This window comes from Carboxylicivirga agarovorans (genome assembly GCF_050589845.1).
Taxonomy (GTDB): Bacteria; Bacteroidota; Bacteroidia; order Bacteroidales; family Marinilabiliaceae; genus Carboxylicivirga; species Carboxylicivirga agarovorans.
Genome location: NZ_JBNGPA010000056.1, coordinates 1 through 18195, shown reverse-complemented (window position 1 = coordinate 18195; position 18195 = coordinate 1). Strand labels below are relative to the sequence as shown.

Genomic DNA, 18195 nt, shown 5'->3' with positions numbered 1-18195 from the left:
GAAACCATACAGTCAAGACTATATTTGTCTTGATCCTAGAGAAAGAAATATGAACAGCTCCAATGAAAAAGTGGCTTAAAAAATTGTAATTTATTAGAGTATATCCGTGGTCAAAAGAAAAAGAAAACCGTGGTTTTAAGAAAGGCAAAATATAACACAAACCACTGATTTAAATAAATAATAAAAAAGGATGAACCACGAATTACACGGATTACACGAATTGTGCAATCGCGTAGCGATTACTATGGCGAAGCCATAATCCGTTAAATCCGATTACGCCGATGGCAATCGGGGTACACGAATTATTGACAGCACCATTTGATTATGGTTACCACTAATCGCTATGCGATTAGATAATCCATGTAATCCGTGGTCAAAAAAAAGAAAACCGTGGTTTCAAAAATCAGTTCGACTCCCGATAACTATCCGGGGTAAGCAGTTTAACAGTTTGACAGTTTAACAGTTTAACCGTTCGACCAATAAACTCCTACTTAAACTGGCGTTTTTTAAACCAACTCTCATTAAACGTCAGACCAAGCTTAATGGTATTATACTGCTCTTTTATTAAGCCGGCTTCAGTGGTCCCTCTTTCTTTATATTCATAGGCAAGATTAATAAGAGAGCCGTCACGCATGGGTATAGTTAAACCTGCTGTTATGCCTTTAGTATCAATGTCCTTCCCTTGTATGCTAATGTACTCCTGATCGTAGAATGTCCCCACGCGGTAATGTATCCGTTTAAATAGAGAGCGATGATAACGGGGTGATACATATTGGAGTCCGAAACTTCCACCATGGGTATTACGTGCCTCTCCACCCGATATAAGCATTTCAGAATTGGACCAGTCCCCATAGCGGTAATCGGCAGCAACAGTGAATCCTTTGCTTGTTTGTAAAGCCAGGCCGGCCTGGTAGTTCAGCGGAATAAATATATTATTGGCATCCTCTTCGATAGAGCTTAAATCGGAAGTAACATCATTGTAAATGCGATGCTTGTAATAAGTATCCAGTTCGGTAGACATATTGACCGAGCCGGCAAATGAAAGGGTGGACATGCCAATGGGCTGATGGTATTGAAATGCGTATTCGAGCAAAAAGCTTGAAACATGGTAATTGCGCTCGTTATAAATGGTTTCGCCTATGAGACTTGGGTAATACGATACTTCAATCATATCGGTTGAACCCCACAGGTAAGAGGCACTGATCCCCAGTGACAGCCTTTTACCTAGTTGAAAGCCATTGTGCCATGATAATTGTGATATACCGCCTTCACCGTAGTAATTGACCGGATATTTATCTGCGGTACCAAGAATGTACTTTTCACTGTTTACGTTATATCCAATGTTTGAATAGGGGGAAAGGCTAAAACCCATACCCCAGTTTTTGGCAGCTCTGAATCCAAATGAGATGGACTCCAGGTTGGCATCCGTATTTTTTTGCTGGTCACTTTGCGTTTGATAATCTGAGAATGATAAGCTTCCCTGGAGATTAAAAATAAAGCGAACACTGTCAATGGCACTGTAGGATGCCGGGTTCAGGTTGTTTAAATAACCTTGCGAGGGCAGTGCCAGACCTGCATATCCCATACCGGCCGATGTAACATCAGCTTTTGATTGTCGCAAGCCAATGCCATAGGCAGAATAAAGTGAAGAGGTGTTATTTTGAGCAAGGATAATGTGCGTTGAAGCGAGTAACGCGACTATCAATAGTGTTTTATTCATTGTCGTAGTAATAATAGTATAATAGAAGCTTTGAATTGTTTTTTGTAATGGAATGACCATTGGCAGCCATCCACATCAGGGAACTGCCCATATCGCTGTCGGGAAGAGTGATGAATAAACCCTGGTCGGTATCAATCACTGCTTCAAGCATGCGTGAGTTGATATAATTGGTTAAGTCAAAAGAGTAGTAGGTATGCTCGTGATACATCCGGTCTATGGTCAGTGTGCTCGTCAGAGCATTACTGTTGGCGTCAGTTAAGTATCCCCATATCTCATTGGCCCTGTATATATCGCCAATGTATAGTGTGGAAGGAAGGTCGTCTGATCGCATGATTTCCATGTTAGGATGTATGCGTAACTCTGCTTTTACAATGTGGCCTTTAGTTTCCAGCTCCAGCAGGTTATTTAAAGATGGAAAGTCAACTCTGAATTTGTATCCAAGACCCGATTGCAATAATACCATTCCGTTGGTGGATTGTTCTTCCAGTCGGGCCTTTTTGTCTTCCAGCTGATTAAAGCTAATATCTTTATTGTGAGTGGATATTTCGTTGAACTGTGTAGTGCTGTTCAAACTGAATGTTTGTTCAATCTCCCTTTTTTCCAATTCTACTGTGTGGGAGTATAACCGGAGATATGATGCTGAGTCGCTCACTTCAAAGGCCATTGCAGCTCTTGTGATGTTGGTGTCGCAGTTGATTACAAAGCCCTTATATTCTTCTTCAAACAAGGTGTTTTTATCGCTGTGGTTTTTATAGGTGTTTAAAAAATCGATGATACCAAGCGCATAGGTATCATCCAGGCGCATGCTTACTTCTTCTTTCCCCTGCGGGTAGGGCCTGAATGATTCTGTACTTATTGGTGTTTCTTTAAAATCAAATGAGTTGGAATTGTTTAAATAGCCGTCATCATTTAATTCGATTGTTTCAGTCAGTTCATGCACTTTATAAAAGGCATCAATGGCTGTGTCACCAATCGAATAGCCATTGGGGCGCAATACGAGCACCAGGCTGTCAAACACCTCCTTTTCAGTGTCCCAGGTAAAGTTGCCGGGGGCATTGAGCGAAAAGTATGTTTGGGCAGTTTGCCCGCCCATTATCGGGTGCTGATGATAACCTATCAGCGCGTTGTTGGTAGATGTTGTTTTAACAGTATCTACAATGGTTGATAACTGGATGGTTACCGTGTCGATCAAAGCGGTGTAGGTTGACGTGTATACAAAATTATCGTCCATATCTAATTCACCTTCCTGACATGATGTATACCATATGCTAATTAGAAATAGTGGCAGCAGGTACCATTTTCTGTTCTTTTTATTGACCATATGAATGATTGAATTACATGTGATTTTTGCACAAATAAAGGATTCGCCAGCCTTGTATGTAAATCTTATCAATAAAAGCAGGCTGTGTTTATGCAAATAGCACAGGCCTTTCAATCAATGGCAGAATTTCGTTCATTGAGAGGAGTAATGCCGTTCATTGAAGATTTTATGAACCATGAAGATAAAAAGGGAGGGTTAATCGAATTGATTTAGTAGTGCTTGTCAGGAAGTCTAGATTTGAGCGAATTTTAAAAATGACTAACAATGAATTATACAAAGCAATCAGGTTTATGGCTTTTGCTGTCACTCTTCGTATTAAGTGCTTGTTCATCAGGTGACGATGATGAAGATCTAATGGGTAACTGGGTGGAGCTGGGCGCCTTTGAAGGTGTTCCCCGCTGCGATGCAGTGGCATTTGTAATAGATAATTACGCCTATGTGGGAACAGGATATGACGGTGTTGAAGATGAGCGTTTAACTGATTTTTGGCGTTACGATGCTGACAAGGATTTTTGGACACAGGTAGCTGACTTTGAAGGAGGAGCCCGCAATGGTGCAGTTGGTTTTGGTGCCGCAGGCAAAGGGTATGTAACAACCGGATACGATGGAAAAGATAAATTAAAAGATACCTGGGAGTATGATGCAGCCAGTAACAGCTGGTCGCAGAAAAGTGATTTTGCCGGAACAGCACGGTATGATGCCACATCATTTGTGCTAAACAACAAAGGCTATGTCGGTACGGGGTATGATGGGAATTTATTAAAGGATTTCTGGCAGTATGACCCGGATATGGATAGCTGGGAGCAAAAAGTAAGTATCGGGGGTAACAAGCGACGCCACGCTACCGCGTTTGTCATTGATGATAAAGCCTATGTGTTAACCGGTATGGACAATGGTAAGTACCTCGATGATATGTGGGAGTATGATGCTGCTAACGATGTTTGGAATGCCAAACGTGACATAGGTAAAGATGCCAATGAAGATGAAAGCTACGATGATGAGTATGAGATAGTGGGGATTAAAGGTGTTTCCTTTGCCATCAATGGACTGGGATATGTTACAACTGGTGGACCGGGTGCACCGGGTTCTTTAACCTGGGAGTATAATCCTGATATTGATGAGTGGGAGCAACGAAGCAACTTTGAAGGGTCACCGCGCTTCGACGCTGTTTCATTTACAATCAATAACAGGGCTTTTGTAGCTACAGGTAATAGCTCTGGTTACTACTTTGATGATGTATGGATATTTAATCCTAATGAAGAGCAGGATGATGACGATTAAAGGCTCGTTTGCTCCATTCCTGAAATGGGGCAGCATTGTTTTGATCATGGCCTGTTGCCTGGTTTATTATCTTGAAAAACCTGTTTCCGGCTACTCCTATAAAGTTATTGAAGTGGATAAAGGCTATGGGTACCAGATACTCAATAATAAAAAGGTTTTGATACAACAGGATTTTATACCGACCATTAACGGCTATCAGCCTTTTGTAACGGAAGAGCAGGCCGGCAAAGCCGCAATGATGATGATAGAAAAACTGCAGGCCAGGAAAAGACCCACATTATCAGAACAGGAAATACAACAACTGATGGAGTAAAAATATTGATCCTGAACAGGTGTCGGACCGTCCTCCGACTCTTATGACGGGTTAAACTACAGGTAGCATCTTAACAGGGTGGCGTTTCTTTTTTGAAATAGTCACCCTTTTTGTCGTTCATTAATTAAAATCTTTTCGCATCTTTACGTGCAATTTGATAAAAAGGTGAATCAAACGAACAAAATAGAAGCATATTATTTAAAGCTCATCGGGGTAACACTTCTGATGACGGCAACCAGTGTATCCGACGCCGGTAATAAGCGCTTCTATGCGGATGATAATGTGCGGGAGATCATTCTTGAACAGTTTCACTTTTTATCGACAGCTCACTGGAGCGAAGTTGTTGATTGGGAAAATGCCATCAAAGACGTTAGTGAGTTACCTCTTCAACAGGGCGAAATAAGTGAATATACAATTTATCAGATCGTCAAGTCTGATCAATCACTTCCGTCCTTAAGTGCTGGTTGCGCATTGGTTTACCCTTCGCTTAACATCGAACCGGGTATTACTTTTCATGAACCTTTGTTCAAACCGGTATATGGTATTACTGCAACAGATCGTAATAAGCATTCTCTTATTACACGTGCCGGCCCCCTGGCCTGATCACCATCTATCGGTTCAACGATCTGCTGGTCCATCAATCTACTGACCTTCCGGTCTAACAACCTAAGGGCCTAATTGGTCTAACAAATTATCTAGTAATCAAATAATTATTATAATATGGCATTGAGTGGTTTGATTTCCAAATTGTTTGGAAACAAGTACGACAGAGATATGAAAGAGGTGGAACCTTTTGTTCAGAAAATTAAAAAGGTTTACCCGGAAATTGAGAAATTAACGCACGATGAGCTGCGTCAGAAGTCAACAGAACTGCGTGAACGAGTTCAGGAATCAGTTAAAGCAGAGCAGGATAAAATTGCAGAACTGAAAACTAAAACAGAATCGACAGAGGTTACCGTTGGCGAAAAAGAAAAGATATACAAAGAGGTTGATAAACTTGAAAAGGACATCACTGAAAAGCTTGAAAAAGCCTTGACTGACGCATTGCCTGAAGCCTTTGCAGTTGTTAAAGATACGGCGCGTCGTTTTGCTCAAAACGAGTCTGTAAAAGTGACAGCAACACAATTTGACCGTGATTTATCGGCAGCCAAAGACTTTATTGAGATCGAAGGGGATACTGCCGTTTATTACAATTCATGGTCGGCAGGTGGTAATGAAATTACATGGGACATGATTCATTACGATGTGCAGCTAATTGGTGGTGTTGTGCTTCACAGTGGAAAAATTGCTGAGATGGCAACCGGTGAAGGTAAAACATTAGTGGCAACCTTACCTGTATTCCTGAATGCTCTGGCCGGACGTGGCGTGCATGTGGTAACTGTAAATGATTACCTGGCTAAGCGTGACTCGGAATGGATGGGGCCTTTATACCAGTTCCACGGTTTGTCAGTTGACTGTATTGATAAGCATCGCCCTAATTCACCAGAGCGTCGCGCTGCTTATAAGGCAGATATTACCTTTGGTACCAACAACGAGTTTGGTTTCGATTACCTGCGCGATAACATGGCCATTTCACCTGATGATCTGGTGCAGCGTCCGCATAACTATGCTATTGTCGATGAGGTTGACTCGGTATTAATTGATGATGCGCGTACTCCATTGATCATCTCTGGTCCGGTTCCAAAAGGTGATGATCAGCTGTTTGGCGATTTAAAGCCAAAGATCGAAAAGATCGTTGAGGCTCAGAAGAAAATGGTGACAGGTGTATTGGCAGAAGCCAAGCAGAAGCTAAAGTCATCTGATAAAAAAGAGCAGGAAGAAGGGTCATTGCTTTTGCTTCGTGCCTTTAAAGGTTTGCCAAAAAATAAGGCTATAATCAAGTTTTTGAGTGAAGTAGGAGTTAAAGCCAGCATGCTCAAGACTGAGAACTTCTATATGCAGGAGAACAGTAAGAATATGCACATTGTTACTGACCCGCTTTACTTTGTTATTGATGAGAAAAACAACTCCATTGAGTTAACCGATAAGGGTCTGGACCTGATCACAGGTTCTGCCGAAGATCCGAATTTCTTCGTTCTGCCTGATGTGGGCTCTGAAGTAGCTGCTTTGGAAAAAGAAAGCATGCCTGAAGAGGAGCGAACCAAAAAGAAAGATGAGATCATTCAGAACTTCTCCATTAAGTCGGAGCGTGTACATACCATCAACCAGCTTTTAAAAGCTTACACCTTATTTGAGAAAGATGTGGAATATGTGGTGATGGACAATAAGGTGAAAATTGTTGATGAGCAGACGGGACGTATCATGGAAGGGCGTCGTTACTCCGATGGTCTTCACCAGGCTATTGAAGCAAAAGAGCGTGTGACTGTTGAGGCAGCTACTCAAACGTATGCCACAATTACTTTGCAGAACTATTTCCGTATGTACAATAAGCTGTCGGGTATGACCGGTACAGCAGAAACTGAAGCGGGTGAGCTATGGGATATCTATGAGCTTGATGTGGTGGTAATTCCTACCAACCGCCCGATTCAGCGTAACGATATGGAAGATATCGTATACAAAACCAAGCGAGAGAAATACAATGCCGTAAGTGCTGAGATTATACGTTTGGTTGAGGCCGGACGTCCGGTACTGGTTGGTACAACCTCAGTTGAGGTTTCGGAGCTGTTAAGCCGTACCTTAAAAATGCGAGGTATAAAACACAACGTACTTAACGCGAAATTACACCAGCGTGAAGCTGAAATTGTGGCCGATGCGGGTACTGCAGGCGTTGTGACCATTGCGACCAACATGGCGGGTCGTGGTACCGATATCAAATTATCGCCAGAAGTAAAAGCTGCCGGTGGTTTGGCAATTATTGGTACCGAGCGTCACGAATCACGTCGTGTTGACCGCCAGTTACGAGGTCGTGCTGGTCGTCAGGGTGATCCGGGATCTTCACAGTTCTTTGTGTCGCTGGAAGATGATTTGATGCGTCTGTTTGGTTCCGACCGTATTGTTAAGTATATGGACCGCCTTGGTTTGGAAGACGGCGAGATGATACAGCACAGCATGATTACCAAATCAATTGAGCGTGCTCAAAAGAAAGTGGAGGAGAATAACTTTGGTATTCGTAAGCGACTGCTTGAATATGATGATGTAATGAACTCACAACGTGAGGTGATATATACCAAACGTCGTCACGCATTGTATGGTGAGCGTATCCAGGTAGATATTTCTAATATGATGGCTGATACGTGTTCGGACATTGTTGCTGAATACCAGGATGCCGGTGATTATGAAGGATTCAAACTGGAGTTGATCCGTATATTCTCGGCTCAATCACCATTTGAAGAAGAGGAATTCCTGAAGGGAAGAGCTGATGAGTTGTCGACCCGTCTGTTTGAAAAGATGTGGGAAGCATACAAGCGTAAAGGTGAAATTATCGCACAGCAGGCTCATCCGGTTATCAAGGATGTATACGAAACCAAGTCTGAAATGTACAAGAATATTGTTGTACCGATCAGTGATGGTCAGAAAGTATACCAGATCACAACCAACTTAAAGAATGCCTATGAAAGTGAATCAAAAGAATTGGTTCGTTCATTTGAAAAAGCTTCTATGTTGGTGACTATTGATGATGCCTGGAAAGAGCACTTGCGCGAACTGGATGATCTGCGCCAGGCTGTACAGAATGCCACTTATGAGCAAAAAGATCCATTATTGATCTATAAGTTTGAGTCATTCAACTTATTTAAAACCATGGTGGGTGATAACAATAAGGCAGTTGTGTCATTGTTGTCGAAGGGACATATTCCTATTCAGAATGCCGATGGTGTTCAGGAGGCTCAGGAGCGCAAGCGTCAGGATTATAGTAAGATGCAAACGCGTAAGGATGAGTTCTCACGCGGAAACGGCTCTTCTGAAGGAGGTCAGAGAAAACAAGAGCGTGTTGAACCTGTTCGTGTTGAGAAAAAAGTGGGACGTAATGAGCCTTGTCCTTGCGGAAGTGGCAAGAAATACAAACAATGCCATGGTAAAGGATTGTAGATTATAGACATAAGAATCAAGACACAGGATTCATCAGTAAAACCTCTTAGTTGCTCCCTGAGCTCGTCGAAGGGAGTGATTAATGAGAAGTATTCCGGAGCTGTAAATCATCTTGATACTTAAATCTTGATATTTAATACTAAAAAAATATGATACTCAATTCAATCAATTGGAATGTTAATCCTGAAATTTTCTCAGTAGGTGCTATTCACGTCAGGTACTATGGATTGTTATTTGCCATGGGTTTTATGCTGGGCTACTACATTATCGAGAAAATGTTCAAAGCGGAAGGTATACAGCAGGAATGGCTCGATAAACTGTTTATGTATGTGGTGATCGCCACCATTGTCGGGGCTCGCCTGGGACATGTTATCTTTTACGGCTGGGATCACTACTCTGAACATCCAGGCGATATTATTAAAATATGGGAAGGCGGACTGGCCAGTCATGGAGGTGCCATTGGAATATTAATAGCACTCTATTATTATTCCAAAAAGGTCACCAAAAAAAGCATGATCTGGACATTGGACCGATTGGTTGTGCCTGTGGCATTGACAGCCGTATTTATTCGCCTGGGTAACCTGATGAATTCAGAAATTTACGGGCATGCAACTGATTTACCATGGGGATTTGTTTTTGAAAGAAGGGGCGAAGAGGTGGCCAAACATCCAACGCAGTTATACGAAGCTTTTTGTTACCTTATAACTTTTGTGGTAACATACTTCACCTACTGGAAAACAAAGGCCAAAGAAAAGCAGGGATTGATCTTTGGTATATTCCTGATTGGTATCTTCCTGTCACGTTTCTTCATTGAATTTGTGAAAGAGAACCAGGAGGCTTTTGAAGAAGGAATGACTTTTAATATGGGGCAGTTATTAAGTGTGCCATTTGTTATTGCCGGTGTATACTACATCTATAAAGCCATTAAGAAATAGACCGTAATAAGGTTCGTTAAAGCCGGAATTCTGTATGGGATTTCGGCTTTTTTATGCACCATTGTTAAAATTATACGAAAAATATAATTAATTAATAAAAACGTATACATTTGCATTGTAAGTAAAAATATGCCCAGTATGAAAGACTACTCAAATAATAAGAAATACCAGGCGCTTTTAATTAAGGGAAAGGAAAAGTTCTGGCGATATGGATTAAGACGGGTAACGATAGAGGAAGTTTGCCAGGAAGCATCCGTCAGTAAAATGACCTTCTACAAATTTTTTCCTAATAAAACGATGCTGGCCAAAACCATAATCCGAAATATGATGGAAAAGGTGATGGACGACTATTCAGCTTTATTAGTTTCTGATCGTTCGGTTGAAGATAAAATTACCAGAACAATTTTTATGGAAGTGAAGACTTCTGAAGGTATCAGTATTGAGTTTATTAATGATATTTATAATAACAATGAAACTGAGCTGATCGATTTGCTTGAGCATTATAAAAAGGAAGCTAAAACGATGATGTACTCCCTGTTGGTTCAGGCGCAGGAGGAGGGGGTGATCCGTAAAGATGTTAAGATAGAGTTTATTTTATATCAGATAGACAAGGTTTTTGAGACCTTAAAGAATGAAGAGTTGATCAGTCAATATAGTTCTTTCAGGGAATATTCATTGGAGAACATTAACTTTCTGCTCTATGGTTTAATGCCTAAAAAATGCTAATGAGGTGTCTGGCATTCATATTTGTTTTTGCTTTTAGTTATAATGCATGGTCCCAATTGACCGGGGGTGCTGATAAGAAAGCTGTTGATTGGCAAGGGCAGGCAGTGGCATGGGGGCACTATAATCCCGATAATCCTTATCCTGTTTACATAGGGGCACGATTTATTCCGCAGGTCAATTATAAAATAGCACTGGCCAATTCTGGCCTTATCGACTTTGAAGCTTCGCTTAATATGGTGGGTGATGCAGGGATGCATATACCTGATTCGTCAGATTGGAATGGAAAGATTTCAGCTTATCGGATCTGGGCACGTTATTCAAATGAACAGCTGGAATTAAGAGCGGGCTTACAAAAGATAAATTTTGGCTCCGCTAGCCTACTACGACCACTAATGTGGTTTGATCAGGTCGATCCGCGTGACCCGCTTCAGCTGACCGATGGTGTTTGGGGAGGCCTGATGCGCTATTATTTTATGAATAATGCCAACCTGTGGGTATGGGTGTTGTATGGCAATGATAACCTGAAAGGCTGGGAGTTCATAGAGAGCAATAGTAGCATACCTGAATTTGGTGGGCGTTTTCAAATGCCCATACCGCAAGGCGAAGCGGCTGTTTCATACCACCACAGGGTGGCCGATAGCAGAGGAGTTGCTGCTGTGATTCCATCCATCGAAAAAATACCGGAAAACAGACTGGGTATTGATGCCCGCTTTGATAAGCTGATTGGTTTTTGGGTGGAAGGAGCATGGGTAAACGCTTCTAAAGACCTGGGGGCGTTTACCAATCAAATGAGTCTGAACCTGGGTGTGGATTATACCTTTGGGCTGGGAAATGGATTAAGTGTCATTGCCGAGCATCTGCTAACGGCCTATGATGAAAAGGCTTTTGTATTTGATGACTCAGTGCATTATAGTGCATTGTCGCTTAATTATCCCATAGGCATGTTTGACAATTTAAATACCATTGTGTTTTATAATTGGGCTGATAAGCAACTGTATAATTTTGTCAACTGGAGTAAGCAATACGACTCAATTGCCTTGAATATAATGGGATATTGGAATCCTGACGATTATAACATGCTGATACAACCGAATGCAGAAAACTTGTTTGCCGGCAAAGGGTTGCAGTTAATGCTCATCTATAATTTTTAATATCCTTTTTTATCTGACGAAGTTGTTGCTATATTGAAGGTTTAAGTGAGCGGCGAGTGGTGAGAAGTGAGAGGTGAGAGGTGAGAAGTGTGAAGTGTCTGGTGCTTAGTCGCTAGTTATTAGTGTCTTGCATCTTATATCTTGTCTTGTGTCTTAAATCTTGCGTCTTGTTTCTTGTATCTTATATCTTTAAACTATATTAAATGCTGAGTTTGCAATAAATCAATATTATGAGCGATAAAGTGATACAATTAAAAGGTTTGACCAAGCGTTTCCCGGTTGGTAACGTTTATTTTACTGCCCTTTCCGATATCAATATAGATATTGATAAAGGCGAATTTGCCGGTTTGGTAGGGCCCAGTGGTTCAGGTAAAACAACTCTGCTCAATATCATTGGTTCTCTTGATGTTCCCAGTGAAGGCAATGCTACCGTATTAGGGCATTCCATCGCCTCATTAAGCCAAAAGCAAGCTGCTCATCTTCGTAATCACCATATCGGCTTTATATTTCAGACCTACAACTTACTACCGGTATATACGGTTTATGAAAATGTGGAATTTGCGCTCTTATTGCAAAATATGTCGGCCGGTGAGAGGCGAAAGGCTGTGATGCAGGCTCTTGAATGGGTGGGACTGACCGATAAGGAAAAATCAAAACCCTCCATGCTGTCGGGTGGCGAGTGTCAACGGGTGGCCATAGCCCGCTCAATGGTAAAGAAACCTCAAATTGTACTGGCTGATGAACCAACCGCCAACCTCGATTCAAAGAATTCGCATCATATTTTGCAAACCATGAAGGCCTTGAATGAGGAGTTGGATGTAACTTTTGTATTCTCAACACATGACGAGAAGGTGATGCAGTATTTAAAGCGTAAAATAGCGCTGGCCGATGGCAAAGTAGTTGCTGACGAGGCTCAGCTTGTAGATGAAACTCAAATTGGCTGAAGTGGTTGCATTTAAACTGGCATATAGAAATCTGATTGGCGCCGGCCTGCGTACGTGGTTAAATGTAAGTGTGCTGTCCTTTGCTTTTGTTTTGATCATTTTCTACAATGGAATGATCGACGGGTGGAACCGACAGGGCAGAAGTGATACGCAGGAATGGGAAGTAGCCGGGGGGCAATACTGGCATCCCGAATATGACAAGTTGGATATATACAGTATTAAAGAGGCCAACCAGGAACTGGATAAGATGGCTTTGGAGCTGGTTGATAAAGGGGATGTTATGCCTTTGTTGATTCAGCAAGCTACCATTTACCCGCAAGGTCGTATGCAGAGTATTTTATTAAAGGGTATTCCGGCCAGGCAGGAGATACTTAAGTTGCCTACTGCTTTTCTAATAGACAAGGGGAACACATTGTTGGCAATTATCGGACAACGAATGGCTGAAACAACACAGTTAAAGGTCAATGACCAGGTGTTATTGCGCTGGCGCGATAATAACGGCACCTTTGATGCACTGGAAGTAACCATTGCCTCGGTTTTTTACTGCGATGTACCTGGAATTGATAACGGTCAGATGTATGTCGATTACTCCCGTATGCAGGATATGATGGGCTTTGATAACCGGGCTACTATTCTTGTATCGGCTCATGAAGAAGCTCCTGAAATAGCAGGTTGGCAGTTTAAAGATCTGGATTTTCTGCTGGCGGAACTGGACCAGATGATCGAATCTAAAAAAGGTGGTGGCATAGTGTTGCAGGCTGTTCTGCTATTGATCGCCCTGCTGGCTATTTTTGATACCCAGGTATTGTCTATTTTCAGACGGCAAAAGGAAATAGGTACTTATGTGGCATTAGGCCTGACAAGGGGGCAGGTAGTAGGTATTTTTACCATTGAAGGCGGCATGCATAGTATATTGGCCGCCCTGCTGGGAGCTGTGTACGGTATACCTTTCTTTTTATGGCTCGACACGGTTGGTTTGAGTTTTGGGACAGTTGATGTAGGTATAACCATTGCTGAAGTTATTTATCCTTATTATAGCATTGGTCTCATACTATCGACAACGCTGCTGGTAGTGGTAACAGCCACACTGGTCAGTTATCTTCCGGCGCGAAAAATCGCACGCATGAATCCAACCGAAGCCTTGAAAGGGAAAATACAGTGATTAGTTTATGAGTTTAATAATTTATCAGTTTATGAGTTTATGAGTTTAATAGTTTATCAGTTAATCAATTGATCAGTTCGACGATTCGACTCCCGATGTTTATCATGATAATTAATTCATCAGTTTAATAGTTTATCAGTTAATCAATTCATCAGTTCGACGACTCGACTCCCGATGTCTATCAGGATAATTAATTCATCAATTAAATAGTTTAAGCCCAACATCCAAACATCCAATCCTCCATGCTTACATTTAAACTAGCTTATAAAAACCTCCTGGGCGCCGGATTAAGAACCTGGCTGAATGTAAGTGTTTTATCACTGGCCTTTGTACTGATTGTTTTTTACAATGCCATGATAGACGGGTGGAACAGGCAAAGCCGGAATGATACACAGAACTGGGAAATAGCACAGGGGCAGTATTGGCACCCTCAGTACGATAAGTATGATATATTTAGCATTCAGGATGCGCACAAGCCCCTGGATGAAAGCATACAGGCTTTGGTTCAGGATGAGGAGCTGGTGCCTCAGCTGCTGCAACAGGCTGCCATTTATCCGCAGGGCCGCATGCAAAATGTATTGTTACGTGGCATTCCAAATGAACAAAAGCTTCTGAAATTGCCAACTATACAACTGGCATCCTCAGGTGATCCCAACACAGCCATTATTGGGAAGCGAATGGCTAAGACTGCCAGGTTAAGCGTGGGTGATCGCGTTTTGCTTCGCTGGCGTGATAAAAATGGAACATTTGATGCACAGTCGTTTATCATAGCAGATGTTTTTAGTTGTGATGTTGCTGAGGCCGATCAGGGACAGTTTTATATTGATTACCGTTTAATGCAAAAAATGATGGGTCTGGCAGGTGAAGCAAGCCTTTTGGTAAGTAAGACAGAAGCAAGCCGGCCATTACCTGGTTGGGAGTTTCACTCGGCTGATCACCTGTTAAAAGATCTGGATCAATTAATACACTCAGAACGGATCAGCGGTATGATCATGCAAATGATCTTGCTGATGATTGCACTCCTTGCTATTTTTGATACTCAGGTGTTATCAATATTCAGGCGTAAAAAAGAAATTGGTACCTATATGGCACTTGGACTGACACGTAAACAGGTGGTAGGCATTTTTACGGTAGAAGGAGCAATGCATAGTTTGCTGGCTGCCATTTTCGGTGCTGTTTATGGTATTCCGCTTTTTATGTGGATCAATACCATCGGCATTAATTTTGGAAGCGCCGACATGGGTATAACCATTGCCGAGCGAATTTACCCGTATTATAGTATACAACTGCTTGTTGTCAGTGTATTGGTGGTTTGCATTTCGTCGACAATTGTTAGCTATATTCCAGCACGAAAAATTGGCAGGATGAAACCAACTGATCTGTTGAAAGGAAAGTAGTTTGAATGAGAACTTGATGATTAAAGACACATGATATGAGACACAAGATGCTTAGCGCTAAATACAAGACAGATGACCTGACTACCTGGTGATCTATTAAGCTAATGACCTAAAAAGTAAAACATGATCAAATTTCTTATAAAAGGCATATTACGTGACAAAAGCAGGAGTTTACTGCCTGTTATAGTGGTTTCTCTGGGTGTTTTTCTGACTGTTTTTATGAGCGGTTGGATGAAAGGTGTGTTTGGCGATATGATCGATATGAATGCCAATTACACCATGGGGCACGTTAAGGTGATGACGCGTGCCTATGCGGATAATGAAGCACAAATACCCAATGATCTGGCCTTGCTGGAGGTGGATGAGCTCATAACCCGCTTGTCGGCCGATTACCCTGAAATGGAATGGGTCAGGCGTATTCATTTTGGTGGATTGCTTGATGTGCCCGATGAAAATGGGGAGACACGGGCACAGGGTCCTGCTGCCGGCAGGGCAGTGGATCTGTTGTCAGCCGATTCAAAAGAGATGGAGCGACTGAATATTCCCAAGTCAATTGTAAAAGGGCAAATGCCACAGCAGCAGGGGGAGGTGCTTATAAGCGATGAGTTTGCCACGCGCTTTAATGTCAATATAGGCGATGAAATATCTGTTCTTGGTTCAACCATGTATGGTAGCATGGTGGTACCTACCTTTAAAGTGGCAGGTACTTTAAACTTTGGTATGGCTATGCTTGACCGAGGTGCTATTATTATTGATATTACTGATGCTGAAATGGCGTTTGATATGGCGGATGCTGCCGGAGAAGTGCTGGGTTACTTTAGATCGGGTCTGTATGATGACGAACTGGCTTTAGCGGTGCGCGATGCATTTAACCGGCAATACAGTGATGCCAATGATGAGTTTTCGCCGGTAATGCAACGACTGCGTGATGAACCATCGCTAAAGCAATACCTGGATATGGCTGACAATATGAGTGCCATGATGGTGATGATTTTCGTTATCGCCATGTCTATCGTATTATGGAATACAGGTTTGCTGGGTGGTTTGCGCCGGTATACCGAGTATGGTGTTCGCCTGGCCCTTGGAGAAGAAAAAGGCCATATCTTCAGAACGATCATTTATGAAGCGCTTATCATTGGTTCCATTGGTTCAGTAGTGGGTTCTGCATTGGGTATTGCAGTGTCGTATTATCTTCAGGAAAATGGTATTGATTTCAGTGCTCTAATGGAAAATGTAACCATGATGATGCCAACCGTGTATCGGGCTAAAGTAACACCTGAATTGTTTTATATAGGCTTTATCCCTGGTTTGTTGGCCATGACTCTGGGTAATGCCTTGGCCGGATATGCCATTTATAAGCGTAAAACGGCCCAGTTGTTTAAAGAGCTGGAAGTTTAGGTAACATGTTTTTACAATGAAAGGATTGGGCATGCAAATGCCTTGAATAGTATCCCATAGACGACAATATATTCACTTGTTTTATATTAACGAGCCCATGCCTTAAATAAATCTGTACATTTGATAACAGGTACAGGCAACTGACTAAAAACCTTAGCATATATGAAAACACTGGCACTACTGGTTATTTTTGGATGCCTTGCATTGGGGATGCAGGCGCAAAGCGCGGATGAGATCATGCAGCGTATTGACAGGAATATGTCATCAGATAACCGTATCGTTGAGTCGAGCATGACCATTCATGGTCGCCGTAATAGCAGAACGATCACTTCTGTAAGTTATACAGTAGGTACTGAAAAATCATTTACCGAATATTTATCGCCTGCCCGGGAAAAGGGCACTAAGATGTTGAAGCTGGATGATAAGTTATGGACGTATTATCCGGCCAATGATCGTATCGTTCAGATTTCCGGGCATATGTTGCGTCAGTCTGTAATGGGGTCCGACCTGTCCTATGAGGATATGATGGACGACCGGCGCCTGAGTGATGTCTATGAGGCTGTTATCGAATCGGAAGAAATGGTAGACGGACGGTCTGTAAAAGTGCTTAAATTAAATGCTAAGGTGGACGATGCAGCCTATGAAACACGAAAGCTTTGGGTCGATACAGAGTATTACCTTCCCATCAAAGAGGAGTTGTATGCCAAAAGCGGGCAGTTATTAAAACGCACCACTTTGGGTAATTTTAAAAAGATCGATGGACGTTGGTTTCCCATGAAACTAAATTTTAAAGACGTTCTCAAGCAAGGCGAGGGAACCGACTGGGAAATCATCAGTATTGAATTCAATGGCGAAATTCCTGAATATATATTTACCAAAGCCGCTTTGAAGAAGTAGGGAGGAGCTTGAGGTGTTGAATTGATGACCTAAGAAAATGATTTTTGAAACCACGGTTTCTTTTTCTTTTGACCACGCCCCAATAGCCATCGGGGTAACCGGATTAAGTGGATTATGGCTCCGCCATAGTAATCGCTACGCGATTGCACAATTCGTGTAATTCGTGGTTCATCCTTTTTTATTTATTTACTTAAATCATTGGTTTGTATTATACTTTACATCTTTTGAAACCACCGTTTCTTTTTCTTTTGACCACGCCCCGATAGCCATCGGGGTTAGCGGATTTAGCAGATTATCTAATCGCGTAGCGATTACAGGGATTAAATCCTACGGATTTCATTACCAGGCTGTAAATAGCAGGCTTTAGGTCTGCCACATCATAGCCCGGGGCAAAGCGTTTTAGTGTCCGAAAAGATTCAAACATTCACATATATAGTGTTTTGCAAGCTGTAAATCAGCTCTCCTCCTGGCAAGGAGGAGTACCTCGACGAAGGAGAGGGGAGGTGGTTTTAAGTCTTTTTTATAAATTAGTTTTCAACAATATAAGAAAGATATGAAAAGTAACCGGCCAGAAATGATTTTATAGGAGAAAACTATTGAGAAACAGAGCAACTCCAGCGGAATGTGAACTTTGGAATTACCTTAAAGGAAAAAGAATATGCAATCTGAAGTATAGGCGACAACATTCTATTGGGCAATACATTCTGGATTTTCATTGTCCTCAATTAAAGCTAGCTATCGAATTAGATGGGGAATACCATGTTTATAATGTGGAATATGACAGACTTAGGGATAGGAATCTTAGTAATATGGGTATTACAACATTACAATACGAAAATCTTATGGTATTTGAACACCCCAATGTTATAATTGCAGAAATCAAAGAGTTTTATGAAAATTGTTACAAAAGTTTCTAAAACCACC

At 41.9% G+C, this 18195-nt stretch carries 15 protein-coding genes; 13 read left to right on the top strand and 2 right to left on the bottom strand.

Going from position 1 to position 18195, the window contains the following annotated elements:
- Nucleotides 1–487: 487 nt before the first annotated feature.
- A complete protein-coding gene (bamG, locus tag ACRD69_RS24555) occupies nucleotides 488–1720 on the bottom strand; it encodes a BamG family beta-barrel-assembly machinery protein (protein ID WP_430817782.1) in 1233 nt (410 codons plus the stop codon).
- On the bottom strand, nucleotides 1713–3041 hold the full coding sequence (locus tag ACRD69_RS24550) for a DUF4270 family protein (RefSeq protein ID WP_430817781.1): 1329 nt from the start codon (nucleotides 3039–3041) through the stop codon (nucleotides 1713–1715). Before ACRD69_RS24550 ends, bamG begins: the two co-directional genes overlap by 8 nt.
- Before the next feature lie 264 nt (nucleotides 3042–3305).
- On the opposite strand from ACRD69_RS24550, the gene ACRD69_RS24545 reads away from it, so the two are divergent.
- The 13 genes from ACRD69_RS24545 (at nucleotide 3306) to ACRD69_RS24485 (ending at nucleotide 18188) form a co-directional block, all read left to right on the top strand.
- A complete protein-coding gene (locus tag ACRD69_RS24545) occupies nucleotides 3306–4322 on the top strand; it encodes a Kelch repeat-containing protein (protein WP_430817780.1) in 1017 nt (338 codons plus the stop codon).
- On the top strand, nucleotides 4309–4635 hold the full coding sequence (locus tag ACRD69_RS24540) for a DUF4907 domain-containing protein (RefSeq protein WP_430817779.1): 327 nt from the start codon (nucleotides 4309–4311) through the stop codon (nucleotides 4633–4635). Before ACRD69_RS24545 ends, ACRD69_RS24540 begins: the two co-directional genes overlap by 14 nt.
- A gap of 165 nt (nucleotides 4636–4800) precedes the next feature.
- Nucleotides 4801–5238, top strand: coding sequence for a hypothetical protein (locus ACRD69_RS24535; protein WP_430817778.1), 438 nt, complete (start codon nucleotides 4801–4803; stop codon nucleotides 5236–5238).
- A gap of 117 nt (nucleotides 5239–5355) precedes the next feature.
- Nucleotides 5356–8661 (top strand): preprotein translocase subunit SecA, encoded by a 3306-nt coding sequence (secA, locus tag ACRD69_RS24530; protein WP_430817777.1) that lies wholly within the window; start codon nucleotides 5356–5358, stop codon nucleotides 8659–8661.
- A gap of 149 nt (nucleotides 8662–8810) precedes the next feature.
- The gene (lgt, locus tag ACRD69_RS24525; protein ID WP_430817776.1) at nucleotides 8811–9596 is read left to right on the top strand and encodes a prolipoprotein diacylglyceryl transferase; all 786 of its coding nucleotides are present in this window, start codon (nucleotides 8811–8813) and stop codon (nucleotides 9594–9596) included.
- Between the two features lie 138 nt (nucleotides 9597–9734).
- Nucleotides 9735–10322: a TetR/AcrR family transcriptional regulator gene (locus ACRD69_RS24520; RefSeq protein ID WP_430817775.1), complete on the top strand. Its 588-nt coding sequence runs from the start codon at nucleotides 9735–9737 to the stop codon at nucleotides 10320–10322.
- Entirely contained in the window at nucleotides 10322–11473 is a 1152-nt protein-coding gene (locus ACRD69_RS24515) for a hypothetical protein (RefSeq protein ID WP_430817774.1), read from the top strand. The genes ACRD69_RS24520 and ACRD69_RS24515 overlap by 1 nt, the downstream gene beginning before the upstream one ends.
- 230 nt (nucleotides 11474–11703) lie before the next feature.
- A complete protein-coding gene (locus ACRD69_RS24510; protein ID WP_430817773.1) occupies nucleotides 11704–12417 on the top strand; it encodes an ABC transporter ATP-binding protein in 714 nt (237 codons plus the stop codon).
- Nucleotides 12398–13579, top strand: coding sequence for an ABC transporter permease (locus tag ACRD69_RS24505; protein WP_430817772.1), 1182 nt, complete (start codon nucleotides 12398–12400; stop codon nucleotides 13577–13579). Before ACRD69_RS24510 ends, ACRD69_RS24505 begins: the two co-directional genes overlap by 20 nt.
- Before the next feature lie 242 nt (nucleotides 13580–13821).
- Entirely contained in the window at nucleotides 13822–14976 is a 1155-nt protein-coding gene (locus ACRD69_RS24500) for an ABC transporter permease (RefSeq protein WP_430817771.1), read from the top strand.
- A 123-nt stretch (nucleotides 14977–15099) separates the two neighbouring features.
- Complete coding sequence (locus ACRD69_RS24495; RefSeq protein ID WP_430817770.1) at nucleotides 15100–16374, top strand: ABC transporter permease; 1275 nt, start codon at nucleotides 15100–15102, stop codon at nucleotides 16372–16374.
- A gap of 162 nt (nucleotides 16375–16536) precedes the next feature.
- A complete protein-coding gene (locus tag ACRD69_RS24490) occupies nucleotides 16537–17271 on the top strand; it encodes an outer membrane lipoprotein-sorting protein (protein WP_430817769.1) in 735 nt (244 codons plus the stop codon).
- A 596-nt stretch (nucleotides 17272–17867) separates the two neighbouring features.
- Nucleotides 17868–18188, top strand: a complete 321-nt coding sequence (locus ACRD69_RS24485) for an endonuclease domain-containing protein (RefSeq protein WP_430817768.1) — start codon at nucleotides 17868–17870, stop codon at nucleotides 18186–18188.
- The last annotated feature ends 7 nt before the right edge of the window (nucleotides 18189–18195 follow it).